General features: G+C 72.2%; 21 protein-coding genes. 7 read left to right on the top strand and 14 right to left on the bottom strand.

The features are described from left to right. Positions 1-134: 134 nt before the first annotated feature. Genes ABZX22_RS36975 through ABZX22_RS36965 form a run of 3 tightly spaced genes read left to right on the top strand, consistent with a single transcriptional unit; the run spans position 135 to position 2,820 of the window. Complete coding sequence (locus ABZX22_RS36975; RefSeq protein WP_354918995.1) at positions 135-413, top strand: discoidin domain-containing protein; 279 nt, start codon at positions 135-137, stop codon at positions 411-413. Next, positions 383-1,327: an MBL fold metallo-hydrolase gene (locus ABZX22_RS36970; RefSeq protein WP_354918992.1), complete on the top strand. Its 945-nt coding sequence runs from the start codon at positions 383-385 to the stop codon at positions 1,325-1,327. Before ABZX22_RS36975 ends, ABZX22_RS36970 begins: the two co-directional genes overlap by 31 nt. Next, entirely contained in the window at positions 1,306-2,820 is a 1,515-nt protein-coding gene (locus ABZX22_RS36965; RefSeq protein WP_354918990.1) for an FAD-dependent monooxygenase, read from the top strand. Before ABZX22_RS36970 ends, ABZX22_RS36965 begins: the two co-directional genes overlap by 22 nt. Positions 2,821-2,846: 26 nt before the next feature. Here ABZX22_RS36965 and ABZX22_RS36960 read toward each other — a convergent pair whose 3' ends face one another. The 3 genes from ABZX22_RS36960 to ABZX22_RS36950 form a co-directional block, all read right to left on the bottom strand. Continuing rightward, positions 2,847-3,086, bottom strand: coding sequence for a DUF6343 family protein (locus ABZX22_RS36960; RefSeq protein ID WP_354918987.1), 240 nt, complete (start codon positions 3,084-3,086; stop codon positions 2,847-2,849). A 22-nt stretch (positions 3,087-3,108) separates the two neighbouring features. Continuing rightward, positions 3,109-3,807: a maleylpyruvate isomerase family mycothiol-dependent enzyme gene (locus tag ABZX22_RS36955; protein ID WP_354918985.1), complete on the bottom strand. Its 699-nt coding sequence runs from the start codon at positions 3,805-3,807 to the stop codon at positions 3,109-3,111. 174 nt (positions 3,808-3,981) lie between these two features. Then, on the bottom strand, positions 3,982-4,704 hold the full coding sequence (locus ABZX22_RS36950) for a hypothetical protein (RefSeq protein ID WP_354918982.1): 723 nt from the start codon (positions 4,702-4,704) through the stop codon (positions 3,982-3,984). Positions 4,705-4,892: 188 nt separating this feature from the next. Here ABZX22_RS36950 and ABZX22_RS36945 point away from each other — a divergent pair, with 188 nt between their 5' ends. The 4 genes from ABZX22_RS36945 to ABZX22_RS36930 are packed head-to-tail and all read left to right on the top strand — an operon-like array spanning position 4,893 to position 7,889. Then, complete coding sequence (locus tag ABZX22_RS36945; RefSeq protein ID WP_354918979.1) at positions 4,893-5,786, top strand: sugar kinase; 894 nt, start codon at positions 4,893-4,895, stop codon at positions 5,784-5,786. Between the two features lie 57 nt (positions 5,787-5,843). Continuing rightward, complete coding sequence (locus ABZX22_RS36940) at positions 5,844-7,115, top strand: MFS transporter (protein ID WP_354918976.1); 1,272 nt, start codon at positions 5,844-5,846, stop codon at positions 7,113-7,115. Between the two features lie 52 nt (positions 7,116-7,167). Then, positions 7,168-7,536: a hypothetical protein gene (locus tag ABZX22_RS36935; RefSeq protein ID WP_354918973.1), complete on the top strand. Its 369-nt coding sequence runs from the start codon at positions 7,168-7,170 to the stop codon at positions 7,534-7,536. A gap of 11 nt (positions 7,537-7,547) precedes the next feature. Next, positions 7,548-7,889, top strand: coding sequence for a YbaB/EbfC family nucleoid-associated protein (locus ABZX22_RS36930; RefSeq protein WP_354918970.1), 342 nt, complete (start codon positions 7,548-7,550; stop codon positions 7,887-7,889). On the opposite strand, the gene ABZX22_RS36925 is transcribed toward ABZX22_RS36930, so the two are convergent. The 11 genes from ABZX22_RS36925 to ABZX22_RS36875 form a co-directional block, all read right to left on the bottom strand. Continuing rightward, entirely contained in the window at positions 7,886-8,722 is an 837-nt protein-coding gene (locus ABZX22_RS36925; RefSeq protein ID WP_354918967.1) for a hypothetical protein, read from the bottom strand. The two genes, ABZX22_RS36930 and ABZX22_RS36925, sit on opposite strands and share 4 nt — an antisense overlap. Positions 8,723-8,829: 107 nt before the next feature. Beyond that, positions 8,830-10,011: an MFS transporter gene (locus ABZX22_RS36920; RefSeq protein ID WP_354918964.1), complete on the bottom strand. Its 1,182-nt coding sequence runs from the start codon at positions 10,009-10,011 to the stop codon at positions 8,830-8,832. After that, positions 10,011-11,156: a YcaO-like family protein gene (locus tag ABZX22_RS36915; protein WP_354918960.1), complete on the bottom strand. Its 1,146-nt coding sequence runs from the start codon at positions 11,154-11,156 to the stop codon at positions 10,011-10,013. The genes ABZX22_RS36920 and ABZX22_RS36915 overlap by 1 nt, the downstream gene beginning before the upstream one ends. Positions 11,157-11,188: 32 nt before the next feature. After that, on the bottom strand, positions 11,189-11,311 hold the full coding sequence (locus ABZX22_RS36910; protein ID WP_354918957.1) for a hypothetical protein: 123 nt from the start codon (positions 11,309-11,311) through the stop codon (positions 11,189-11,191). A gap of 51 nt (positions 11,312-11,362) precedes the next feature. Continuing rightward, positions 11,363-12,319 carry a hypothetical protein gene (locus ABZX22_RS36905; protein ID WP_354918955.1) on the bottom strand — a complete coding sequence of 319 codons (957 nt, stop codon included), beginning with the start codon at positions 12,317-12,319 and terminating at the stop codon, positions 11,363-11,365. Continuing rightward, positions 12,316-14,739, bottom strand: a complete 2,424-nt coding sequence (locus tag ABZX22_RS36900) for an SMC family ATPase (protein ID WP_354918952.1) — start codon at positions 14,737-14,739, stop codon at positions 12,316-12,318. The genes ABZX22_RS36905 and ABZX22_RS36900 overlap by 4 nt, the downstream gene beginning before the upstream one ends. Continuing rightward, entirely contained in the window at positions 14,739-15,878 is a 1,140-nt protein-coding gene (locus ABZX22_RS36895; protein WP_354918949.1) for an exonuclease SbcCD subunit D, read from the bottom strand. Before ABZX22_RS36895 ends, ABZX22_RS36900 begins: the two co-directional genes overlap by 1 nt. A gap of 10 nt (positions 15,879-15,888) precedes the next feature. Beyond that, entirely contained in the window at positions 15,889-17,640 is a 1,752-nt protein-coding gene (locus tag ABZX22_RS36890) for an ATP-binding protein (RefSeq protein WP_354918947.1), read from the bottom strand. Positions 17,641-17,757: 117 nt separating this feature from the next. After that, positions 17,758-18,444 (bottom strand): helix-turn-helix domain-containing protein, encoded by a 687-nt coding sequence (locus tag ABZX22_RS36885; RefSeq protein ID WP_354918944.1) that lies wholly within the window; start codon positions 18,442-18,444, stop codon positions 17,758-17,760. A gap of 59 nt (positions 18,445-18,503) precedes the next feature. Continuing rightward, on the bottom strand, positions 18,504-19,229 hold the full coding sequence (locus ABZX22_RS36880) for a ThuA domain-containing protein (protein ID WP_354918941.1): 726 nt from the start codon (positions 19,227-19,229) through the stop codon (positions 18,504-18,506). Beyond that, the gene (locus ABZX22_RS36875) at positions 19,117-20,370 is read right to left on the bottom strand and encodes an MFS transporter (RefSeq protein WP_354918937.1); all 1,254 of its coding nucleotides are present in this window, start codon (positions 20,368-20,370) and stop codon (positions 19,117-19,119) included. Before ABZX22_RS36875 ends, ABZX22_RS36880 begins: the two co-directional genes overlap by 113 nt. Between the last annotated feature and the right edge of the window lie 39 nt (positions 20,371-20,409).

The raw sequence follows: 20,409 nt of genomic DNA, 5'->3' as shown, positions 1-20,409 counted from the left end.
ACCAGCAGCTGTCCCACTCGCATACCGTTTCCGCCCGTTGGCACCCCTAGCGAGATCGTTCTCATCGACAACGGCTGTCCGGCGGTTCCTCAGCCCCGTGGTCCGCGGGGCCCGACCTCGCCGCGGGCAGGCAGATGTCCGAGAGCAGCCACACCGACGTCTATCCCGCCGCCAACGCCGACGAAGGCAACCAGGCCACCTACGGGGAGAGCGCCGACAACGCCTTCCCGCAGTGGATCCAGGTCGACCTCGGCTCGCCGGTGAGCGTCGACCAGGTCGTGCTCAAGCTGCCGAACGGCTGGCCGAGCCGTACCCGGACGCGGGACGGGTTCCGGCGGGACGGGGCGGTGGCTTGCCGCGCGGGCGGGGTAGAGATCCCGGTATGCGCGCGTTCGCCTCGTCCGCCGACCTGACGGACAAGACCCAGACCCTGGAGATCGTCGGCGAGGGCGTCTACGCGCTCACCGCCGAGGGCGACCCGAACGTCGGCGCCGTCGAGGCCGACGACTTCCTGATCTGCTTCGAGGCCATGGCCACCCCGGCCGCCGCCCGCCAGTGGCTGGAGCGGCTGCGCGAACACACCGACAAACCCGTCCGCTACCTGGTCCTGTCGCACTACCACGCCGTCAGGGTGCTGGGCGCCTCGGCGTTCGCCGCGGACGTCATCGTCGCGCACGAGAACACCAGGTTCCTCATCGAGGAGCGCGGCCTGCAGGACTGGGAGTCGGAGTACGGCAGGATGCCGCGCCTGTTCAAGGATCCCGGCTCGATCCCCGGCCTGACCAGGCCGACGCTGACCTTCACCGAGACGGTCCGGATCGACCTCGGGCGGGGCAGGTTCCTCGAGCTCCGGCACCTCGGCAGGGGGCACACCGAGGGCGACATCGTGGCCTGGCTGCCGGACCAGCGGATCCTGTTCGCCGGCGACCTGGTCGAGGCGCAGGCGGCCCTCTACACCGGCGACGCCTTCCACCGCGAGTGGTCGACGACCACGCTCGACCGTGTCGCCGCGCTCGGCGCCGCGACCCTGATCGGCGGACGCGGGGCGGTCACGTGCGACGTGCCGGCGGCGATCGGGCAGACCCGTGACTTCCTCGAGGTGATGCTGCGCGAGGTCGGTACGGTCCACCGGCGGTCGGGCACGTTGAAGGAGGCGTTCGAGGCCGCCCACGCCGCGCTGGCGCCCCGGTACGGCCGCTGGCCGATCTTCGAGCACTGCCTGCCGTTCAACGTCTCCAGGCTCTGGGACGAACTGGACGGCGTCGAACGGCCCATCATCTGGACGGCGGAACGGGACAGGGCGGTATGGAACCAGCTCCAGTCGTGATCGCGGGGGCCGGCCCGGTGGGGCTGGCCACGGCCCTGCTGCTGGCCAGGTGGCGGGTGCCGACGGTGGTGCTGGAGGCGGCGGCCCGCCGCGACCCCACGGGCTCGAAGGCGATCTGCTTCCAGCGCGACGTGCTCGACATCCTCGACCGGGTCGGCGTCGCCGCCCCGATGGTCGCCGAAGGCGTCACCTGGACCACCGGCCGCACCTACTTCCGCGATCATGAGCTGTTCTCGGTGACCTTCCCCAGGGCGGAGGTGCCGCCGTGGATCAACATCTCGCAGGCGCGGGTCGAGGAACTGCTGTGCGCCCGTGTCGCCGCCGAGCCGCTCGTCGACCTCAGGTACGGCAGCGCGGTGATCGGCTACCGCGAGGACGCGGACGGCGTCGACGTTCTCACCGGCGACGGGCCGGTGCGCGGCAGCCACCTGGTCGGGGCGGACGGTCCGCGCAGCGCCGTACGCCGGCTGGCCGGGATCGGCTTCCCCGGCCGGTCGTTCGCCGACCTGTTCCTCATCTGCGACATCAAGGCCACGCTGCCCTTCCCCAGCGAGCGGCGCTTCTACTTCGACCCGCCGTGGAACCCCGGACGGCAGGTGCTCGTGCACCAGTGCCCCGACTCGGTGTGGCGGATCGACTGGCAGGTGCCGCCCGGCTTCGACCCCGGCACGGCCGACGTCGACGCGATGATCAGGCGGATCACGGGCAGCCTGCCGTACGAGATCGTGTGGTTGACCGTCTACCGCTTTCACTCGCGGGTGGCGGCCGCCTTCGGGCGGGGGCGGGTGTTCGTGGCCGGCGACGCCGCCCACCTGTTCGCGCCCTTCGGCGCGCGGGGCCTGAACTCGGGCCTGCAGGACGCCGAGAACCTCGCGTGGAAGCTCGCTCTGGTACGGCGGGGCGCCCCCGCCGCGCTCCTGGACTCCTACGACGTCGAACGGCGGGCCGCCGCGCTGGTCAACCTGGCGGTGACCGGCAGGACGATGGAGTTCCTGGTTCCGCAGAGCGCCGAGCAGTGGGAGTGGCGCAGGCAGGTGCTGGAGCGAGCCGTGCGCGACCCGCAGGCGCGGCGGTCGATCGACTCGGGGAAGCTGGCCGAGCCGTACTGGTACGTCGACTCGCCGCTGACGACACCCTCCCCCGTGCCGGTGCCGGCCGAACCGGGGGCGGCGCGGCCCCCGGTGCCCGGCGTGATCTGTCCCGACGCGCGGGTGCCAGGCGGGCGGCTGCGGCAGCGCTTCGGCCCCGGCTTCACGGTGCTGGTGGCGCGCGCGGACCGGGTGGAGCCGGCCGCGGAGGCCGTGGCCGGAGTCGCGCCAGCCGAGGTGGTCGCGCTACCCGGCCTGGGCATGGACGCGGGCCTGCTCGACGCGGGCGCCGACAGCGTGCACCTGGTCAGGCCGGACGGGCATCTGGCCGCCGTACTGCCTGCCTTCTCCGCCGCAGGCCTGGCCGCCGCGCTCCGCAGGGCGACGGGCCATCAGCGGCGATAGTGCGGCACCCGCAGGGCGACGGGCGATCAGCGGCGCGTGCGGTGATAGTGCAGCACCCCCAGGTCGATGGCGGCGAACAGGGCCACCGCCGCGGCGATGGCCGTCTCCCACCACCAGACCTCCCGGCCCGTGCGCATCGCCAGGACGGTGAACACCACCGTTCCGACGAGCGCCAGGGGCAGCGCGACACTCGACATGATCTTCCTGGCACGCAGCGGGCTCCGCGCGCTGACGGGCTCCGTGCCCTCAGGATGCCGCTGCCACATGACCGCTCCTCTCCGGCTCCTCTCACGCCAGGCAGCGCAGCGCTGTCGCGATCCTCTGGTCGACCGCGTGCTCCGGAGTCGTCCTGCCCACGGTGGCCTCGACGAACGCGGGGAACGACAGGCTGTCGCTGGCCCCGTCGGTGTACACCCACACGTGGTCGGCCATCGTCTCCACCTGCACCTTCGCACCCTGCTCGGCCAGCACCTGCCTGGCCAGCTGCAGCCGCCACCAGGTGCGCTGGTCGCGTTCGTCGTCCGAGACGGGCGCGCCCACGTCGTCGGCGTGCGTGGCGTACTCGGAGTCGTAGTGGTAGGTCTGCATGTCGACCGGGTACGGCCCCGCGGACGTCTGCAGGACGCCTTCGCGGCCGAGGGCGCGCATCCGCTCGCGTGTCTCCCCGTTCTTGGTCCGCCACTCCTCCAGCACCTGCTCGACGGGCAGTTCGCGGCGCTGCTCGACGCACCACTGGTTGAACTGGTCGAACCCCTTGACACCCTCGCGCTCGACCAGGTCGAAGAACCCCTCCACGTCGCCGTCGAGGCAGGCGTGGTTGTAGAGCTCCTCCCCCGCCAGGTGCGCGAGCACGTCACGCACCGACCAGCCGGCGCACCGGGTCGGCCGGTCCCACTCTTCCTCGTCGAGCGAGGAGAAGAACCTGTCGAGTCTGGCCGCCTCGGTGTCGAAGATGTCGAAAGGATCGAATTCCTTCAACTGCTCCATACTGAGAGCGCTACCCCGGCTCCGGGCCGTCACGCCTGCCGGCGGGCACTCACCGCAGGTAGGAGCCTCGGGCTCGGCGATGCCCCGCATCGTCGCGCGAAAAAGCCGGCCCGCGTGCGCGCGGACCGGCTTTCTCAGTGGTGCTCAGTGGTACTCAGCCGAGCTCAGTGGTGCTCAGTGGTGCCAGCTGTAGACGCGGACCCAGTCGGTACGGCTCTCCGAACCGTTGGTCTCGTCGTCACCGTCGTAGACGGCCTTGAACGTGCCGCTCTTCCAGGCGCGGGTCTTGGCGCTGAACTTGCCGCCCCACCGGGTCTCGGTGCTCGTGACGTACTTCCAGCCGCTGGAGCCGTTGGCGCGGAAGTAGATCTCGACCTCGCCGCCGCGCAGGCCGTCCCAGCCCTCGTCGTCGACCTGAAGGCGCCCGGAGAACCAGATGCTGCGGCCCTTCTTCACCGGGTCGGGGTTGGCCCTGAAGCTGGTGATGCGGGTGTCGGCCTTGCCGCCCTTCACCTCGACGTCGAAGGTGGCCTTGTCGCGGTCGGTCTCGCCGCCCTTGGTGGCGGTGGCGATGGCGCGCCACTTGCCCTCGTCACCGGAGCTGAAGGGCACCGTGAACTTCCAGTTGTCCCCGTTGGGGATGACGCTGACGTTCTTGGCCGCGAACGTGCGGATGTCGCTCACCGGCTCGACCCTGAGCTCGACCTTGGCGTCCTTCGTGGCCTCGACGAAGAACGTGGCCGTCGTCTCGCCGCCCTTGGCGACGACGACGGGGTCGGGCTGGATGTCGTGGATCTGGACGTCAAGGGTGGTGCGAGCCTGGGCGGCGGTGCCGCCGGTGACAAGCAGAGCGCCACCCATGGCGGCGGCGATGAGGCCTGCTGCGATCTTCTTCATGAGGGTGCTGATTCCTCTCCCCGTGTTGATGGGGTCAGGCTCGGGATTGCCCGACCCCCTCTACCACTTAGAGGCACACTAACGAGAAAAGGTTGACTCGAGAGAGGGGAAAGTTTTGCTCACAAAACGATCATTTGTGTGACCTGGGATTCTGATGTGAAAAATTATGATTCTGTAGTGTTGATCACATGAGTGACGTCTACACGATGGGCGAGCCCCTCGGTGTGGTGTCCAGCGGCCGGATCCGCCACGACGGCGAGGCGCGCATCGACGTGGGCGGACCCGAGCTCACCCTCGCGATCGCGCTGGCCAGGCTGGGTCACCGGGTGAGCTTCCTCGGCAAGGTGGGCGCCGACGAGCTGGGCGCGCGGATCACCACGGTGCTGCGCGGCGAGGGCGTGGACGTCTCGGACATGCGCGAGGACGGCACCGCGCCCACCGGCCTGCTGTTGAAGGAGTCGAGAGTCGGCCATGATCCCCGCGTCACCCATTACCGCGTCAGGTCGGCGGGCTCGCGGCTGTCACCGGGAAACGTGCCCATCGACAGGATCGCCGCCTCGCGCCTGCTGCACATCACCGGAGTAACCCCCGCGCTCGGCCTGGACCCGCGCGACGCGGTCGAGACAGCCGTCGGCGCCGCCCTGACCGCCGGGGTCCCCGTGTCGATGTCCGTCGACTACCACGCCGCCCTGTGGCCCTCGCTCACCGAGGCCGAGGAGGTGCTGGGCGCGCTGGCGCGCAGGAGCTCGCTCCTGTTCGTCCGGCAGGACGAGCTCGACCTGGTCAAGCCGGCTCTCACTCCCGACAGGGAGGTCGTCGTCACGCGCGGTCCGAAGGGCGCCAGCGTGCGCTCCGGCGGAGTCCGCTACGACGCGCCCGCGCTGCCGGTGCCGGTCGTCGACACCATGGGCGCCGGGGCGGCGTTCGCGGCCGGGTACCTCAGCGCCGTGCTCGACGGGCTTACCCCGCAGGAGCGGCTCGGCAGGGGCGCCGCGCTCGGCGCCGCCGCGGTGACCAGCGCCAGCGACTGGCAGGGGCTGCCCACCCGGGCCGAGCTCGATGGCGGGATCCGGACCTCGTAACGCGGGGTCCGAATCCCGCGAGCCGGGCCGGGTACCGGCGCAGCAGGCTACGGAGCCGTGCTGCTTCGTATCGATGATGTGCGTCGCGACTTCGGCCTGCTGTGGGCAGGGCAGTCGCTTTCCCTGTTCGGCGACCAGTTCATGAAGCTGGCGCTGCCGCTGGTGGCGGTGACCGCGCTGGACGTGTCGCCCGCGCAGGCGGCGTTGCTGCCGTTCGCGCTCTTCCTCCCGTTCCTGCCGCTCGGCCTGCCCGCCGGGGCGATCGTGGACCGGCTGCCGCGCCGTACGGTGATGCTGGTTTGCGACGGTGTCCAGATTGCCGCGTTCGGCGCTGTCTGGGGGTTGCTGGCCACGGGTGCGCTGACCTTCCCGCTCCTGCTCGGGCTGGTGCTGGTGAGCGGCTGCGCGGTGGTGTTCTTCCAGGTGGCCTACTCCTCCTACCTGCCCTCCCTGATCCGCGACCGCGAGCGCCTGCACTCCGGCAACGCCCGCCTGGCGCTGTCGGAGTCGGTGTCCAACACGGTGGGCCCGATGGCGGCGGGCCCGCTCATCCAGGCGCTCGGTGTGGCGGGCGCGGTGGCCGCCAACGTGCTCAGCTTCGCCGCGTCGGTGCTGTCGCTGGCGTTGATCAGGCACCGGGAGCCGGTACGGCAGGCCCCCGCCCGGGAGCGCGGCTGGCTGCGCAGGGACATCGTGGAGGGCCTGCGCTTCGTGGCGGGCCACCCCCTGCTGGAGCCGATCATCGCCTGCGGCACCAGCTACGTGCTCTTCCTGTCGATGCTCGAGACGAGCCTGGTGCTCTACTGCCGCGACGTGCTCGGCCTGTCGCCGCAGTGGATCGGCGTGGTGCTGGGCGCCGCGGCGGCGGGCCACCCCATCGGCACCCTCGCCTCGGCGCGGCTGGTACGCCGGTTCGGCGCGCCGCGCACGCTGGTCGGCGCGGCCGTCGTGTCGGTGGCGGGCATCGTGTCCATGCCGGTGCTCGGCACCACGGTGGGCGCGGCCGGGCTGGTCGCGGCGAGCATCCTGCACTGCGTGGGCGAGGGGGCCTTCAACCCCACCTCGCTGACGTTGCGGCACACGGCCGCCCCCGCCGCGCTTCTCGGCCGGGTCGGCGCGGTGCACCGCTTCCTCATCTGGGGCGCCGTGGCGGTCGGCGCGCTGCTGTCCGCCGCGGCCACCGCGCTGGCCGGGCTGTCGGCCGCGGTGTGGATCGGCGCGCTCGGCACGGCGCTGTGCCTGCCCGCCCTGGTACGGCGGGGCGTGCGCGCCGCCGCGTTCGGCCGGAGGGGCGCGATGTCCTTGTGCGACGGCTTGCCAGCCGAGTGATTAACCTATTAAAAAGGTAGGCAATATCAAACATGTTGTCGGAAAGGACTCCATGCCCCCGGACGAGCCCGCCCCCTCCGGCGCGCGACCGACCACGACCGATGCCCACTTCTCCTCCTTCGAGAGCGCCGCGAAGGCCTTCGCCGACGAGCACGACCTGTTCGGCGCCGACCTCATCGGCCTGGTGGCCGCCATCACCGCCATCGGCGACTTCGCCGGCGACGACGACAGAGGCGTGAAGTTCAAGCGCGACTACGTGAAGCACGCCACCGACGCGGCCACCTCCATCGAGGCGCTGCGGGACGCCTACCCGGAGATCGCCGCCCGCCTGCGCCTGTCGACCGTCAGCCTCGACGTGGCCACCTGGGCCACGATCAAGGCGACTCCGAAGGTGCCCGCACCGCCCACCTACCAGCCGTGATCGGAGTTCCCTTGACCGAGCCCACCATCGACACCGAGGTTCGCCGGCTGCTCGCCGACTTCGAGGCGGAGATGCGCCCCCTCCACGAGGCCAGGCAGCGCATGGCCGACGTCCGCGGCCACGGTGAGGCCGCGGACGGGCTGGTCCGCCTGGAGGTCGTCCCCGGCGGCGCCCTGTCCGGCCTGACGATCGATCCGCGCGCGATGAGGCTGGGCTCGGCGGCGCTGGCCGAGGCGGTGCTCGAAGCCGCGCGGGCCGCCGCGGCCGACGCCGCGACACGCGTGTCGGAGACGATCGACGACACCATGGCGCCCTACATCGAGGACGCCAGGCGCTTCTACGACTCCCTCTAGCCTCCCTGGCGGCTCCATCCCTTGCCGAGCTGCCCCGCGCCGACCAGGAACTTGCTGATCATCTGCTGCCAGGTCGGCAGCAGGCCGGCGGGGTCGTCGAGGATGTCGCCAGGCCGGTTCAGGGCGTTCGCGGTCACCGTGAACACGCTCGACCCGGCCAGGAACACCACGTACTTCTGCAGGTCCGCGTTCTTCGGCAGGATCTTGTCGACGCCCACGCGCTTGAAGTTGGCCGGATCGATGCTGTAGAAGACCATGGCGGCGGCGAAGTTCTTGCCCATGGCGACGAGGTTGTCCTCCAGCGAGCCGATGTCGTCGCCGAAGGCGAGCTTGACGCCGTCCACGATGATCTGGTCGGCGATGGCGTAGAACAGGCTGCCCGAGACGTACTCGGCCAGCCTGAGCAGGAGCTTGGCCTGCACCTTCCGCATCGCCCTGCGCGCGAACCAGGTCGTCATCCCGCCGATCTCCGGCCAGGCCATGAACATCAGCATCTCCAGGTAGGAGATGATGGCCATCTGGAGGACCTTGCGCTGGGTGTCGTCCAGCACGTCGGCGTAGTCGTCGCACACCTTGGCCAGGCCGCGCGCGTAGGCGGAGACCTGCGGCGGGTACGGCTTGAGCCGATCCCGCCAGTAGGCCTCGAACGCGTCGACGCCCTCGCCCGTGTTGGTCTTCCACACCGCCTCGGCGACCTCGTCCATGTCGCGCAGGCTGGTGTCGACGCGCGCGGCGATGCGCCGCCACACCGCCGCCACCTCGCGGGCCTTGCCGGGGTCGCCCTCTGGCCACTGGACGAGCAGCATGATCCCGACGAAGGTCGTGATGCTCATGCTGCCCAGGGGATAGACCGTCAGGCGGCTGAGGGCCACGCGTCCTCCAGTTTTCCTATATTTCAGGTTTGTTCAGTAGGTTATATCCTTTCGAACCAAAGGACCGGTCAGCCGAGGGACATCCGGGTGGAGGCGCGGACGGCGTGCAGCCCGGACAGCACGACGCACACGACCACCACCAGCAGCAGCAGGCGATGGTCGATCAGGGTCACGACGACGGCGCCCGCCGCGACGGACAGCAGCTGCCCGCCGCCGCTCAGGGCGTCGAAGGCGGTGGAGACGCGCCCCACCACCTCGTCGGGGCTGCGGCGCTGGAGCAGGGTGCGGACGGCGACGCCGGCGAGGGTGAGGCTGATCCCGGCCAGCGCCATCGAGGCGACCATCGCGGTCTCGGCAGGCACCAGCCACATGCCGATGGCCACGCCGTACAGGGCGATGCCCGCGCCGACCATGCGCAGCTCGCCGAGCCTGTCGACCAGGCGGGCCACCACGAAGCCGGCGGCGATGGCGCCGACGCCCATGGCGGTGGAGGTGACGGCGGTGAACTCCGGCGGGCGGCCCAGGCCCTCGATGACCGCGAAGATGATCGACTCGGTCAGCCCTGCGGCCAGGAACATCAGCACGAACGCGGTGACGGCCGGGCGGATCGTCCGCTCGTGCCTGATGTGCCGCAGCCCCGCGGTGAACTCCTCCCGCCAGTGGCCCGGCGGACGTCGCGCGCCGCGGGCCGGCGCGGGGAGCACGGCGAAGGCGACGGCGGCGAGGACGAAGGTGGCCATGTCGAAGGCGACGGCCGCCCACAGCCCCGCACTGGTGTAGACGGCCACGCCGAGCAGCGGGCCGAGCAGCCTGGCGCCGTGGCGGGTGGTCTGCAGGGCGTTGTTGGCCTGCGCCAGCAGCGCGTCGGGCAGCATGGTCTTGAGCAGGCCGCTCAGCGCGCCGAAGATCACGGTGTAGGAGCAGCCCATCGCGGCCGACACCGGGTAGACCAGCCAGTAGGTCGCCCGGCCTGTCACCAGTGCCAGCGGCAGCAGCGCGACGGCCGAGACGAGACAGGCCCCGACGAGAAACCGCCGCCGGTCCACCCGGTCGATCACCATGCCGAAGAACGGCGCGAAACACATCGGCGCGGTGAAGAAGAACAACGCCAGCCCCGCGGCCCCGTCGGAGCCCGTCATCTTCTTCGCCAGAATCGACGGAATGAGCAGCAGGGAGGCGTCCCCCAGCAGACTCGCGGCCATTCCGAAGAACACCAGCCGGAAATCCCGGCGGCCGAGGACGGCACGCATCAAACCAACCGGCGCATGGCCCGGCCCGTCGGCAGGACGGGAATCGCGTTGTGCACCATGGAGAAGGTGTCCATTCCGGGAACGACGACCGTCACGACCGGGCAGCCGGGGCCGCCGGGATTCCACCGGAACAGGTAGGCCGACAGCCCCGCGGCGGCCAGGGTGTCGAGGACGAGCGCGATCTGCGCCTCGACGCCGGCGGCGGCCGGCGCGCCCGGAGGGGCCCCGGTGTACGTCAGCCGCTCCCGCAGGGGCACCGGGTCCACCCGCGCGCACCTGTCGAGCAGCGGCCACGGCCGCAGCGACTCCAGCCTGCGCTCCAGGGTGAGGTCCACGCCGAGCGACATGTTGAAACGCGACTGCGCCAGCTCGGTCACCGCCCGCTCGATCGCGTACGCGGGGTCGAGCGACGCCCCCGACCCCAGCACGCCAGGCGGGTCACCGGCCCCGACCGGCAGCGCGCAGTAGGCGGGAATCCCCAGGTCGGAGGTGATGTCCAGGACCAGGGCCGCCTCGTGCGGCACGGCGGCGATCGGCCCGTCGCCGAGATACCAGTCGAGCAGGGCGTGCGAGAGCGCGTCCCTCTCGACCACCTCCAGCAGGCCGTGCAGCACCGCCTCGTTCTCCGTCACGCCCGTGGCGGTGCCGCTGTCGTAGGCGTAACGCAGGTACGGCACGTAGCCCCGCAGGTCGTCGCCGGGAATCGGATGCTCCCTGCAGGCGGGCGACCTGGTGAAGGCCGGGTACCACAGCGGCCGCCCACCGTTCAGCGGCTCCAGCAGCAGGCAGGCCGGCGAGGCGGAGGGGAAGTCGCGGCCGAGCCTGGCGAGCATCTCGTCGCCCCCGATCCCCTCCTGGTCCAGGACGGCGCCGACGGGAAGCACGCGGACGCGCTCGGTGTCGAAGGGAAGCGCGGCCTGGCCGCGTTCGTGCTGGAGATGCTGCCACGCCTCGAAGAGAGCGCTCGCCCTGCTCTGTTCGCCACGCCCCTTGCCGAGCGACTCGGCCACGATCTCGCCGGAAGGGGCGAGGACCGAGCAGCGGTGGACGGGAAACTCCGACGTGCCGGCGGACACCAGTTCCACCGACAATCCCGCGTCCCTGAACAAGGACTCGATGATGCCGAGCGAATCGGCGAGGCTCACCTCGCGCTCTCTCCGGGCGCGCGAATCCACGGTCAGCGGACCGTGAACGACTCGTCGAGCAGCACCATTTCCGCGAGCGTGAGCGAGAATCCGTCTTCCAGGACGGAGGCACCTGGCTTGAGCAGGGTCACGCCGTCGGAGTTGCTGTTTCCCATGACGCTCCTTTCTCGTGTTGATCACCACCGAAACACGAGAAAGGAAGGCGGTCAAGAATGGGCGGCGGTGCGCAGGGCGCGGTAGAGGACTTTGGGATCGCCGAGGCGATGGCGCAGCAGCTTCTCCAGGCCGCCGATCGGCACGAGGTTCTGCGGGGCGCGCGGATCCTTGTAGTCGACCCCGGCCAGGGCGGGCAGCACGAGCGTGAGCGTGTCGGCCAGCCGTACGACCTCGTCGCGGGGCAGGTCCGCGCCCGCCTCGCAGCGGGCGATGCCCGCCCACGGCGCGGCCGAGCGGACGGGCAGCCGCACGTACCAGGCGTGCCGCCGCCAGCTGGTGCCCATGAGGAAGACCGGGGTGCGCTGGCCCGGCGCGAGCGCCGAGACGACCGCGCTCTGCGGGCCCGGCAGGTAGGCGGTGTGGTGGGTCTTGATGTAGCCGACCGTGCGCGGCAGATGGGTGCGCCCGCGCAGGGGCCCGTCGACCAGCAGCAGGTCGTCGGTCCGCGAGCGGTACCTGACCGCCAGGTCGACCTCCAGCTGCGTGACCTGCCGCTGCAGGGCCAGCGACAGCTCGTCCATGCTCGGCCCCGAGGCCCGCTCCGCCCGGTAGGTCGCGTGCGGTGTCTTGACCTCCGGCGTGTACGGCGAGGCGCTGAACAGCGACCTGCCCACCTCGAGGGCCGCGAGCGTCGCCCCCGAGGGGCCGCACTCGACGATCCCGGCCGCGTAGGAGGCGGCGATGCCCGGGATCGGCATCGGCGAGGAGGGATCGTGCACCCACACGCGCGCGTCGACCCTGCGGACCCCGTCGGCGATCAGCAGCGCCTGCGGCGCGGTCGTGCCGGGCGACGGGTCGACCGGCTTCCAGTCGGCCGCGTCGCACTCGACGTCGAGGACCAGCTCGGCGCTCGTCGGGCCCAGCTCGGCCAGCGCCTCGACGGCCAGCGCCGCCGCGTAGCCGGGATCCCAGGGATCGACGGTGAACTCCGTCACGGACGCCGTCATGCTCCCACCCTCCGCAGGTGCGACCCCTTGGTGTCGCGGCCGATCTCGAACCGCACGGGCACCCGGTCGGCCAGCGCGGGAACGTGCGTGACGACGCCGACCATGCGGTCCTGTCCCGCCGCCAGGCGTTCGAGGGTGGTGGCGACGGTGTCGAGAGTGGCGGGGTCGAGGGTGCCGAACCCCTCGTCGAGGAAGATCGAGTCGAGGCTGCGCGCCACGGTGCCCGACAGCGCGAGGGCCAGGGCCAGGGCGGCCTGGAAGGTCTCGCCGCCCGACAGCGTGCGCGCGCTGCGCCGCATGCCCGCCTCGCCGTGGTCGATGACCTCGATGTCGCCCTTGCCGCCGAGGGTCAGCTCGTACTGCCCGTCGGACAGCTCCCGCAGCGTGTCGGAGGCGGTCACGACCAGGAGCTCCAGCGCCTCGGCGCACAGCCACCGCTCGAAGGCGTTGGCGCGCAGCAGCAGGGTCAGCTCGTGGGCGACCCTGGCCTCCTGCTCCTTCTCGGCGGCCAGCGCCTCGAGCGCGCGGGCGCGCTCGCGGTCCTCCCTGACCCGGTCGAGCCTGCTCTCGGCGCGGGCGACGGCGGTGGCGAGGGCCGCGCCGATCTGGTCGGGCCCCGCCTGGGCCGGGACGGCGATCTCGTGCTCGGCCAGCAGCCCGGTGAGCCTGGCCCGCTCCTCGGCCCGGCTCGTCTCCGCCCGGGAGAGTTCCGCCTCCCGTTCGGTCAGCGCGATTCGGGCCGCCCGCCCGGCCTCGTCGCGCCAGGCGATCAGTGCGCTCCAGGCCCGGTGCAGGTCCTCCCGGTCGACGGGAGGAGGAGGGGTGCCGTCGGGGTGCGCGCCGAGGGTGAGCACGCCGTCACGGGCCTGCTCCAGCTCGCGCCACGCCTGTTCCGTCCGGCGCCGCGTGCTGTCGGCGGTGCGCTGGGCCTGCTCCAGCCTGGCCCGGCCGGCCCGTACGGCCTTGCGCGCCTCGGCCACGGCCGCATCGGCCTTGCGCACGGCGGTCATGCGCTCCTCCAGGGCGGTCCGCTCGCTGGGCGGCGGCAGCTCGGCCAGCCTGGCCGCGAACGCGGCGACCTGTGAGTCGAGCATGGCGGCCTCGGTCTCGGCCTTGCCGAGGCCGGTCCTGGCGCGCTCGGCCTCCGTCCTGGCGGCGCGCAGCGCGCGCTCGGCCGCGCCGACGTCGGCGAGCGCGGGATGGTGCGGCAGCTCGGTCAGCGGGCGCAGGCAGGTGGGGCACGGCTCGCCGACCGACAGGCGGGCGGCCAGGTCGGCGGCGGTGTGGGCGTCGCGCAGCCGGTCACGCTCGCGCTCGGCGGCGGCCAGCGCCTCCGTGGCACGGCGCGCCGCCTCCGACAGGTCCGGCAGCGCGTCACGGACCCGGGCGGCCGCGGTCGTGGCCTCGCCGGCCGCGGCGGTCACCCGCTCCCGCTCGTCGAGGGCGGCCAGGCGGTGGGCGATCGTGTGCCGGTCGCCGAGCGCCGCCAGCTCGTCGTGGGCCTGGTGCTCGGCCGCCTCCAGCGCCGCCACCTCCTCCGCGAAGGCCGTCACGGTCGCCGCGGCCTGCCGGGCGCTCTCGGCGAGCGTCGGCACCTCCTGCGGCATCAGCAGCGACTGCAGCGCCTTGACCCGGACGGCGACCGCCTCGCGGTCGGCCGCCGCCCTGCGGATCTCCTCCTCGCGGGCGCGCAGCAGGTCGAGGTCGATCCGCTCGGCGAGCGCGCGCAGCGTGGCGACCTGGTCGGCCGCCGCCCGCTCGGCGTCGGCGTCGGCGCCGGACAGCTTGCCGAGCTGGTCGCGGGCGAAGGCGGCGGCCTGCTTGCTCGCCTCCTCCTCGCGGACGGCCCGCTGCCTGATGCGCTCGTAGACGTCGGCGTCGAGGAGCTGGACCAGCAGGTCCTGCCGCTCGCGCGGCGCGGCGTGCAGGAACTCGGCGAAGCGGCCCTGCGGCAGCACCACGCACTGGGTGAAGAACTTGTACTCCAGGCCCGTGACCCGCTGCACCTCCGGGGTGACGGCGTCGCCCTCGGCGACCGGCCGCAGCACCGCCGCCAGCACCTGCGCCAGCTCGCCCGTGACGGCGGGGTCGAGCTCGTCGAGCCTGGCCTCCTTGGTGCGGACGGTGCCCTTGGCGTCGCGCTGGAGCGCGCGGACCACGCCATGGCGGCGTCCGGCGCTCTCGAAGACCAGCGCCACCTTGCCCGCGGCGGCCGAAGGCGCCAGCGCGTGGGCGATCACGTTCTCCTTGCCCCAGCGCGGCACCGTGCCGTACAGCGCGAAGCAGATCGCGTCGATCACCGTGCTCTTGCCCGCGCCGGTCGGGCCGACCAGGGCGAAGTAGTCGATGTCGGAGAAGTCGATCGTGACGGGCGCGCGGAAGCTGCCGAAGTTCTCCAGGTGCAGCAGGAGCGGTCGCATCAGCCGGTCACCTCGTCGTAGAGCCGGTCGAACAGTCCGGCCACCTGGTCGTCGTGGCGTCCGGCGCTGGTGAGGTAGTCGCGGAACAGCTCGCGCGGGCTGCGCGAGGCGGTCGACGCCTTCGGTACGGCCCGCACCGGCCGGAACCGCTCGTCGAGCGCCACGTCGAGCGCGCCCGGCAGCAGCTCCCGCACCGTGTCGGCCAGCCCCGGGCGCGGTTTCTCCTCCACGATCACCTTCACCCACGCGTCGCCGAGATCCATGGCCTCGAGCTGCTCCAGCGTGCCGGTGACCGTCCGCAGCGTCCTGGCCTGCCTGAACGTCACCTCGCGGACGACCGCCGGCCGTCCCGGCGAGACGTCGACCAGCAGCGCGCCGGGGGTGTTGGCCTCCTCGCCGAAGTCGACGGCGAGGGGCGAGCCGCTGTACCAGATCGGGCACGGCCCGGCGATCTGCTGCCTGCGGTGCAGGTGGCCGAGCGCGGCGTACTGGGTGGCGGAGGGGAACGCGGTGGCCTCGAAGTAGTAGGAGAAGATCGACTGCGCCTCCCGCTCGCCGCCGCCGAACGCCCCGCCGGGCAGCGTGCCGTGGGTGGCCACGATGTTGACGGTGTCGGCCTGGAAGGGGGCGGTCAGGGCGCCGAGCAGTTCGCCGATCCTGGCGGCGTAGTCACGGTTGTGCTCGGCGGGGGTGCCCGTCAGCACCTCGGCCGCGCGCACCACGTACCGGTGGGACAGGAAGGGCAGGACGGCCAGCCGTACGGGCTCGCCGGTCCTGGCGGTGAAGGACAGCGTGCCTCCCCTGTCGGGGCGGCGGAAGGCGCCGACGACCTGGATGCCGAGCGCGCCGAGCACCGGCCGGTAGACCTCGAGCAGCTGCGGGTTGTCGTGGTTGCCGGCCAGCACCACGACGTCGCGCCCGTCCTCGCGCAGCGCCATCAGCGCGGGCATGACCAGCGCCTGCGCCTCCGGGGTGGGCGCGGAGGTGTCGAAGACGTCGCCGGCGACGATGACGGCGTCCACGTTCTCCTCGCGGGCGGTCGCGACCAGTTCCCTCAGCACGGCACGGTGCTCGTCGATGCGGGAGCGGCCTTTGAGCACCTTGCCGACGTGCCAGTCGGCGGTGTGCAGGATCTTCATCGGGCTCCGATCAGAACGGCGGGATGTCCTCTTCTTCGACCAGTCCGTGGAACGGGTCCTCGCTCGCCGGTCTGATCGGCACCGCCTCCGACGGCCGGGTGGCCCAGGCGGGGAAGGGGAAGGCGACGGCGAGCGGCACCGGGATCTCGGGCTGGGCGACGAACATGGTGCCCGGCTTGGCGATCGTGGCCCGGTCCCTGACGGCCGGCGGCAGCCAGCCGTACTCCGAGCGGCCGGCCTCGGCGGGATCGAGGCGGCCCGCCACGCGCACCGCGCTGTTGGAGACGATGCGGCGCTCCACCTCGGAGGCGGTCTGCTGGGCGCCGATGAGGATCACGCCCAGCGACCGGCCGCGCTCGGCCACGTCGAGCAGGATCTCCTTGATCGGCGAGTCGCCCTCGCGGGGGGCGTACTTGTTGAGCTCGTCCAGCACGACGAACAGCAGCGGCCTGGCCGTACCGGAGCTCTCCTTCCTGGCGAACTCGCCGCGCAGGACCACGCCGACGACGAACCGCTGGGCACGCTCGGGCAGGTTGTGCAGGTCGACGATGGAGACCTGCGCGTCGGACGTGCGGATCGAGTGCGGACGGCCGCCCGACACGTCGGCCCTGATGATCGGCGACAGCGGCCTGACCGCGCTGCGCAGGCGGCGCAGGAAGGCGTTGACGGTGCCGAGCGGGGTCTGGGCGCCCGCCCAGGTGACCCTGCTCGCCTCGTCCATGAGCTGGTCGCTGAGCAGCTCGACCAGGTCGGAGAACGTGCGGCACACCCCACCCTCGGGCAGCTTGATCGCGCCGCCTTCCACCGGGACGGCCCACGCCGCCAGCCGCGCCGCGACCTGGCCGACGAGCAGGGAGTAGCCGGCCCGCTCGTCGTCGGCGTCGGCGAAGACGAAGCGGAGCAGCTCCTCCTTGCAGAACTCCTCGAGCGTCCAGTAGAAGGCGCTGACACCGTGGGTGCGGGCGGCGACGTGCGGGACCGCGTTGGGGTCGTTCGGGCGCGGAGGGGCGAAGACGTGCACGCTGCCGAACGGCTCGGCGGGCAGGCCCAGGCGCTCGTACGCGGCGGCCGAGGCGGCGTCGAGCCGGCTGTTGGGGTGGTCGAGGAAGAGCAGGTCCTCGCCCTTCACCGAGAAGATCAGCGCCTTGGTGTTGGCGGCCTCGCCCTGGAGGACGCCCGAATGGAAGATCGAGTACAGCAGGAAGGTGGCGAAGGAGGTCTTGGTCGCCACACCCGAGACGCCCGAGATGGACACGTGGGCGCCGCGCGTGCCGTCGAGGAAGTCGAAGTTGACGAACAGCGGCTGGCCGTCGCGGCCCATGCCCATGGGAACGCGGCGCTCCATCACGTCGAAGTAGAGCGCCTGGTCGCGGTCGCCGGAGCCGGCACGGTAGACGATCTCACCGGGCAGCGGCGGCACGAACACCTCAGGCTCGACCCTGGTGACCCGCACCTCGGCCACCTCGACGACGGCGGCGGGCAGCGCGCCGTCGGCGATGAGGAAGACGTCGGAGTCGTAGGCGGCGCCCTCGTGCCTGGCCTCGACGGTCGCGACCACGCCCGCGACCAGCACCTGGCCGTAGCCGGGGACCTCCCTGCGGGTGACCACGACGTCGTCGAGCTGGACGACCCGGCCTGGTTCGAGGCCGATCCAGAAGGAGAGCGGGGAGGCCGCCTGCGTGCCGAGCACCCTGCCGACCGCCTCACCGGACGCGACCGTCCCAGGCATCGCCGTACGGCTCGCCACTCCGTTCTCGATCACTCAGCCCCTCCGCCCCATAACGCCCTCAACCGCAGCGTAATGGGGTTGGGGGTGTGGGTTCGGCATCTTCCACGGGTCCGGCGGGTTTCCGCGCGGTCGCGCCCCGCCGATCCGGGGTCAGGAGCCCTCGGGCGAGACCATGACGTAGCCGAAGTTCGGCGGCTTGCCGACGGCGCGTTCGAGCTGGCGGAGCACCTTGCGGGGCTCGTCGTTCGGGCCCACGACGTAGAACGGCCTGCCGTCCCTGCCGAAGGTGACGGTGCCGGCGATCTCCTCCTCGCCCAGGTGGCGGGCGAGCGGCGCGAAGTCCTCGATCGGGTCGAGGCCGAGGCTCCTGGCGTACTCGACCGAGCCCAGCACCAGCTCCCTGGCCAGCTCGAACGGCGCCTCCTGCCAGCCGGGGAAGTCGGAGAAGAAGTAGTCGCGGAAGCGGCGCAGCTCGCGCTCGTCCATGACGTCGGGGCCGACGGTGTGCCTGACGCCCAGGCAGTAGGTGTCGACCAGGTAGCCGCAGACCACGTACTTGTCCCAGCTGTGCCGGCGGGCGACCAGCACGCAGACGGTGCCGTTGGTGCCGTGCTCCTCCGGGGCCTCGTCGACCCACCCCGGCGCGGTGAGGCCGACGCTCCAGCCGGTGGTGACCCAGCTCCCGGCCACCTCCCCCATCTCCTCGACGGGGGCCTCGGCCGCGACCGCCCGCACCAGCGGCGCCACCTTCGACGGCGGTACGCCGAGCGCGCGGGCGATCTCCTTGGGCGATTTGCCCTGGCCGCGCAGTTCGCGCACCTTGTCAATCAGCTCCATAAGGATGGGACTTTATCCGCTCCCCTCCGATCACCGGCCCGAGGGCGGGGAACGGCGCCCTACCAGGTGATCGGCGTGTGGACGTTGCGCAGCGGCTCGCCCGCCCCTTCGGCGGGCGCCGCCCACAGCACGGCGTTGGCCAGCACCCGCAGGACGCCCTCGTGGTAGAAGACCGGGTACTTCTGGTCGCCCGGGCTGAAGTAGAAGATCCGCCCCTTGCCCCTGCGGTAGCAGCAGCCGGCCCGGAAGACCTCGCCGCCGGTGAAGGAGCTGATGAAGACCAGCTCGTCAGGGGTGGGGACGCCGAACGGCTCGCCGTAGGTCTCGTGCTGCTCGATGACGAGCGGGTTGGGCACGCCCGCCGCGATCGGGTGCGCGGGGTCGACCGTCCACACCAGCTCGCGCTCTCCCGCGTCACGCCAGGTCAGCGTGCAGGTCGTGCCCATCAGCGCGCGGAAGATCCGGGAGAAGTGCCCCGAGTGGAGCACCAGCAGGCCCATGCCGCCCAGCACGCGTTCGTGGACGCGGGCGACCACGAACGCCGAGACCTCCTCGTGGGCGGCGTGGCCCCACCAGGTCAGCACGTCCGTCTCGGCGAGGACCTTCTCGGTGAGGCCGTGCGCCGGCTCGTTCATGGTCGCGGTCCGCACCGCGACCCGTTCGCCGAGCCGCTCACGCAGCCCGGCGGCGATCGCGCCGTGCATCCCCTCCGGATAGCGCAGCCGGACGTCCTCCTCCCGCCGCTCGTGCACGTTCTCGCCCCACACCGTGACGTTGATGGCCACGCCGCCTTCTCCCTTCGGTCAGCACTCCGGTCATCGCCGCCAGCAACCACGCGGCGGTGAACCCGACCAGCCAGCTCCAGCCTGCCCTGCCGTACACGATGCTGCCCAGCGTGCCACCGACACTGCTGCCCACGTAGAAGAAGAGCGTGTACATGCCGGAGACGTGGCCGCGGGCGCCTTCGGGGGCCTCGGCGGCCGCCCAGCCGTTGGCGACGGCGTGCGCGGCGAAGAAGCCGCCGGTCAGCACCACCAGCCCGGTGACCACGAGGGCCAGGGAGTCGGGGACGGTCAGCAGCGTGCCGAGAACGGTGACCAGGAGCGCGGCGACGAGGACCGGGCGCTTGCCGTACCTGGCGACGAGCCGGCCGGCGGCGCCGGAGGACAGCGTGCCCATGGCGTAGGCGAGGAAGACGAGGGAGGCGACGGCGGGGGCGAGGCCGAGCTCGCGGATCAGCCTGAACCCGGCGGCGTTGTAGACGGCGACGAAGGAGCCCACGCCGGCGGCGGCCACGCCGTACTGGGCGAGGAGCACGGGGCGGCTGAAGGCGGCCCGCAGGCCGCCGCCCGGTCGGACCCGCGGGCGCGGGGGCGTGGGCGGCAGCGTGAGGGCGGCGACCGCCGCGCAGACCGCGCAGACGCCGCCGACGACGGCGAGCGCGCCGTGCCAGCCGAGCGGTTCGGTGACCAGCCCGGCCACCAGGCGGCCGGCCATGCCGCCGACCGAGTTGCCGGCGATCATCGCGCCGACCGCGGTGGCCACCCCCGCCGCACCCAGCAGGTCCATCAGGTACGCCGCGGCGACGCCGGGGAAGCCCGCGATGGCCACGCCCTGCAGGGCCCTGAGCACCAGCAGCGTCTCGAACGTCGGCGCCAGAGGCAGCAGCAGGCCGAGCACGGCGGAGGCGATGACGGAGACGAGGATGATCCGCCGCTTGCCGACCACCTCCGACAGCGCGGCGACGGGCAGCACGGCGACGGCCAGCGCGCCGGTGGCCACCCCGACCGCCAGCGAGGCGCTTCCCGGGTCGAGGTGGAACTCAGCGGCGAGCTGAGGCAGGACGGGCTGCGGCGCGTAGAGCAGGGCGAAGGAGGAGATGCCCGCGGCCGCGACGCCGACAGCCACTCGAGGTGCGATAGCCACGAGTACGAAACTAAGCAACGCTAATAAATACGTCCAATA

This window comes from Nonomuraea sp. NPDC003804 (genome assembly GCF_040610675.1).
Classification (GTDB): domain Bacteria; phylum Actinomycetota; class Actinomycetes; order Streptosporangiales; family Streptosporangiaceae; genus Nonomuraea.
The sequence above is the reverse complement of the archived record's forward strand: the minus strand, read 5'-3'. Positions and strand labels throughout refer to the sequence as shown.

Coding starts and splice junctions, on each gene's coding strand:
- ABZX22_RS36895 (WP_354918949.1), bottom strand. CDS start 15,878: ATGAAGATCCTGCACACCGCCGACTGGCACGTCGGCAAGGTGCTCAAA.
- ABZX22_RS36910 (WP_354918957.1), bottom strand. CDS start 11,311: ATGGGAAACAGCAACTCCGACGGCGTGACCCTGCTCAAGCCAGGTGCC.
- ABZX22_RS36900 (WP_354918952.1), bottom strand. CDS start 14,739: ATGCGACCGCTCCTGCTGCACCTGGAGAACTTCGGCAGCTTCCGCGCG.
- ABZX22_RS36935 (WP_354918973.1), top strand. CDS start 7,168: ATGCCCCCGGACGAGCCCGCCCCCTCCGGCGCGCGACCGACCACGACC.
- ABZX22_RS36945 (WP_354918979.1), top strand. CDS start 4,893: ATGAGTGACGTCTACACGATGGGCGAGCCCCTCGGTGTGGTGTCCAGC.
- ABZX22_RS36970 (WP_354918992.1), top strand. CDS start 383: ATGCGCGCGTTCGCCTCGTCCGCCGACCTGACGGACAAGACCCAGACC.
- ABZX22_RS36960 (WP_354918987.1), bottom strand. CDS start 3,086: ATGTGGCAGCGGCATCCTGAGGGCACGGAGCCCGTCAGCGCGCGGAGC.
- ABZX22_RS36950 (WP_354918982.1), bottom strand. CDS start 4,704: ATGAAGAAGATCGCAGCAGGCCTCATCGCCGCCGCCATGGGTGGCGCT.
- ABZX22_RS36965 (WP_354918990.1), top strand. CDS start 1,306: ATGGAACCAGCTCCAGTCGTGATCGCGGGGGCCGGCCCGGTGGGGCTG.
- ABZX22_RS36885 (WP_354918944.1), bottom strand. CDS start 18,444: ATGGAGCTGATTGACAAGGTGCGCGAACTGCGCGGCCAGGGCAAATCG.
- ABZX22_RS36905 (WP_354918955.1), bottom strand. CDS start 12,319: ATGACGGCGTCCGTGACGGAGTTCACCGTCGATCCCTGGGATCCCGGC.
- ABZX22_RS36955 (WP_354918985.1), bottom strand. CDS start 3,807: ATGGAGCAGTTGAAGGAATTCGATCCTTTCGACATCTTCGACACCGAG.
- ABZX22_RS36975 (WP_354918995.1), top strand. CDS start 135: ATGTCCGAGAGCAGCCACACCGACGTCTATCCCGCCGCCAACGCCGAC.
- ABZX22_RS36925 (WP_354918967.1), bottom strand. CDS start 8,722: ATGAGCATCACGACCTTCGTCGGGATCATGCTGCTCGTCCAGTGGCCA.
- ABZX22_RS36920 (WP_354918964.1), bottom strand. CDS start 10,011: ATGCGTGCCGTCCTCGGCCGCCGGGATTTCCGGCTGGTGTTCTTCGGA.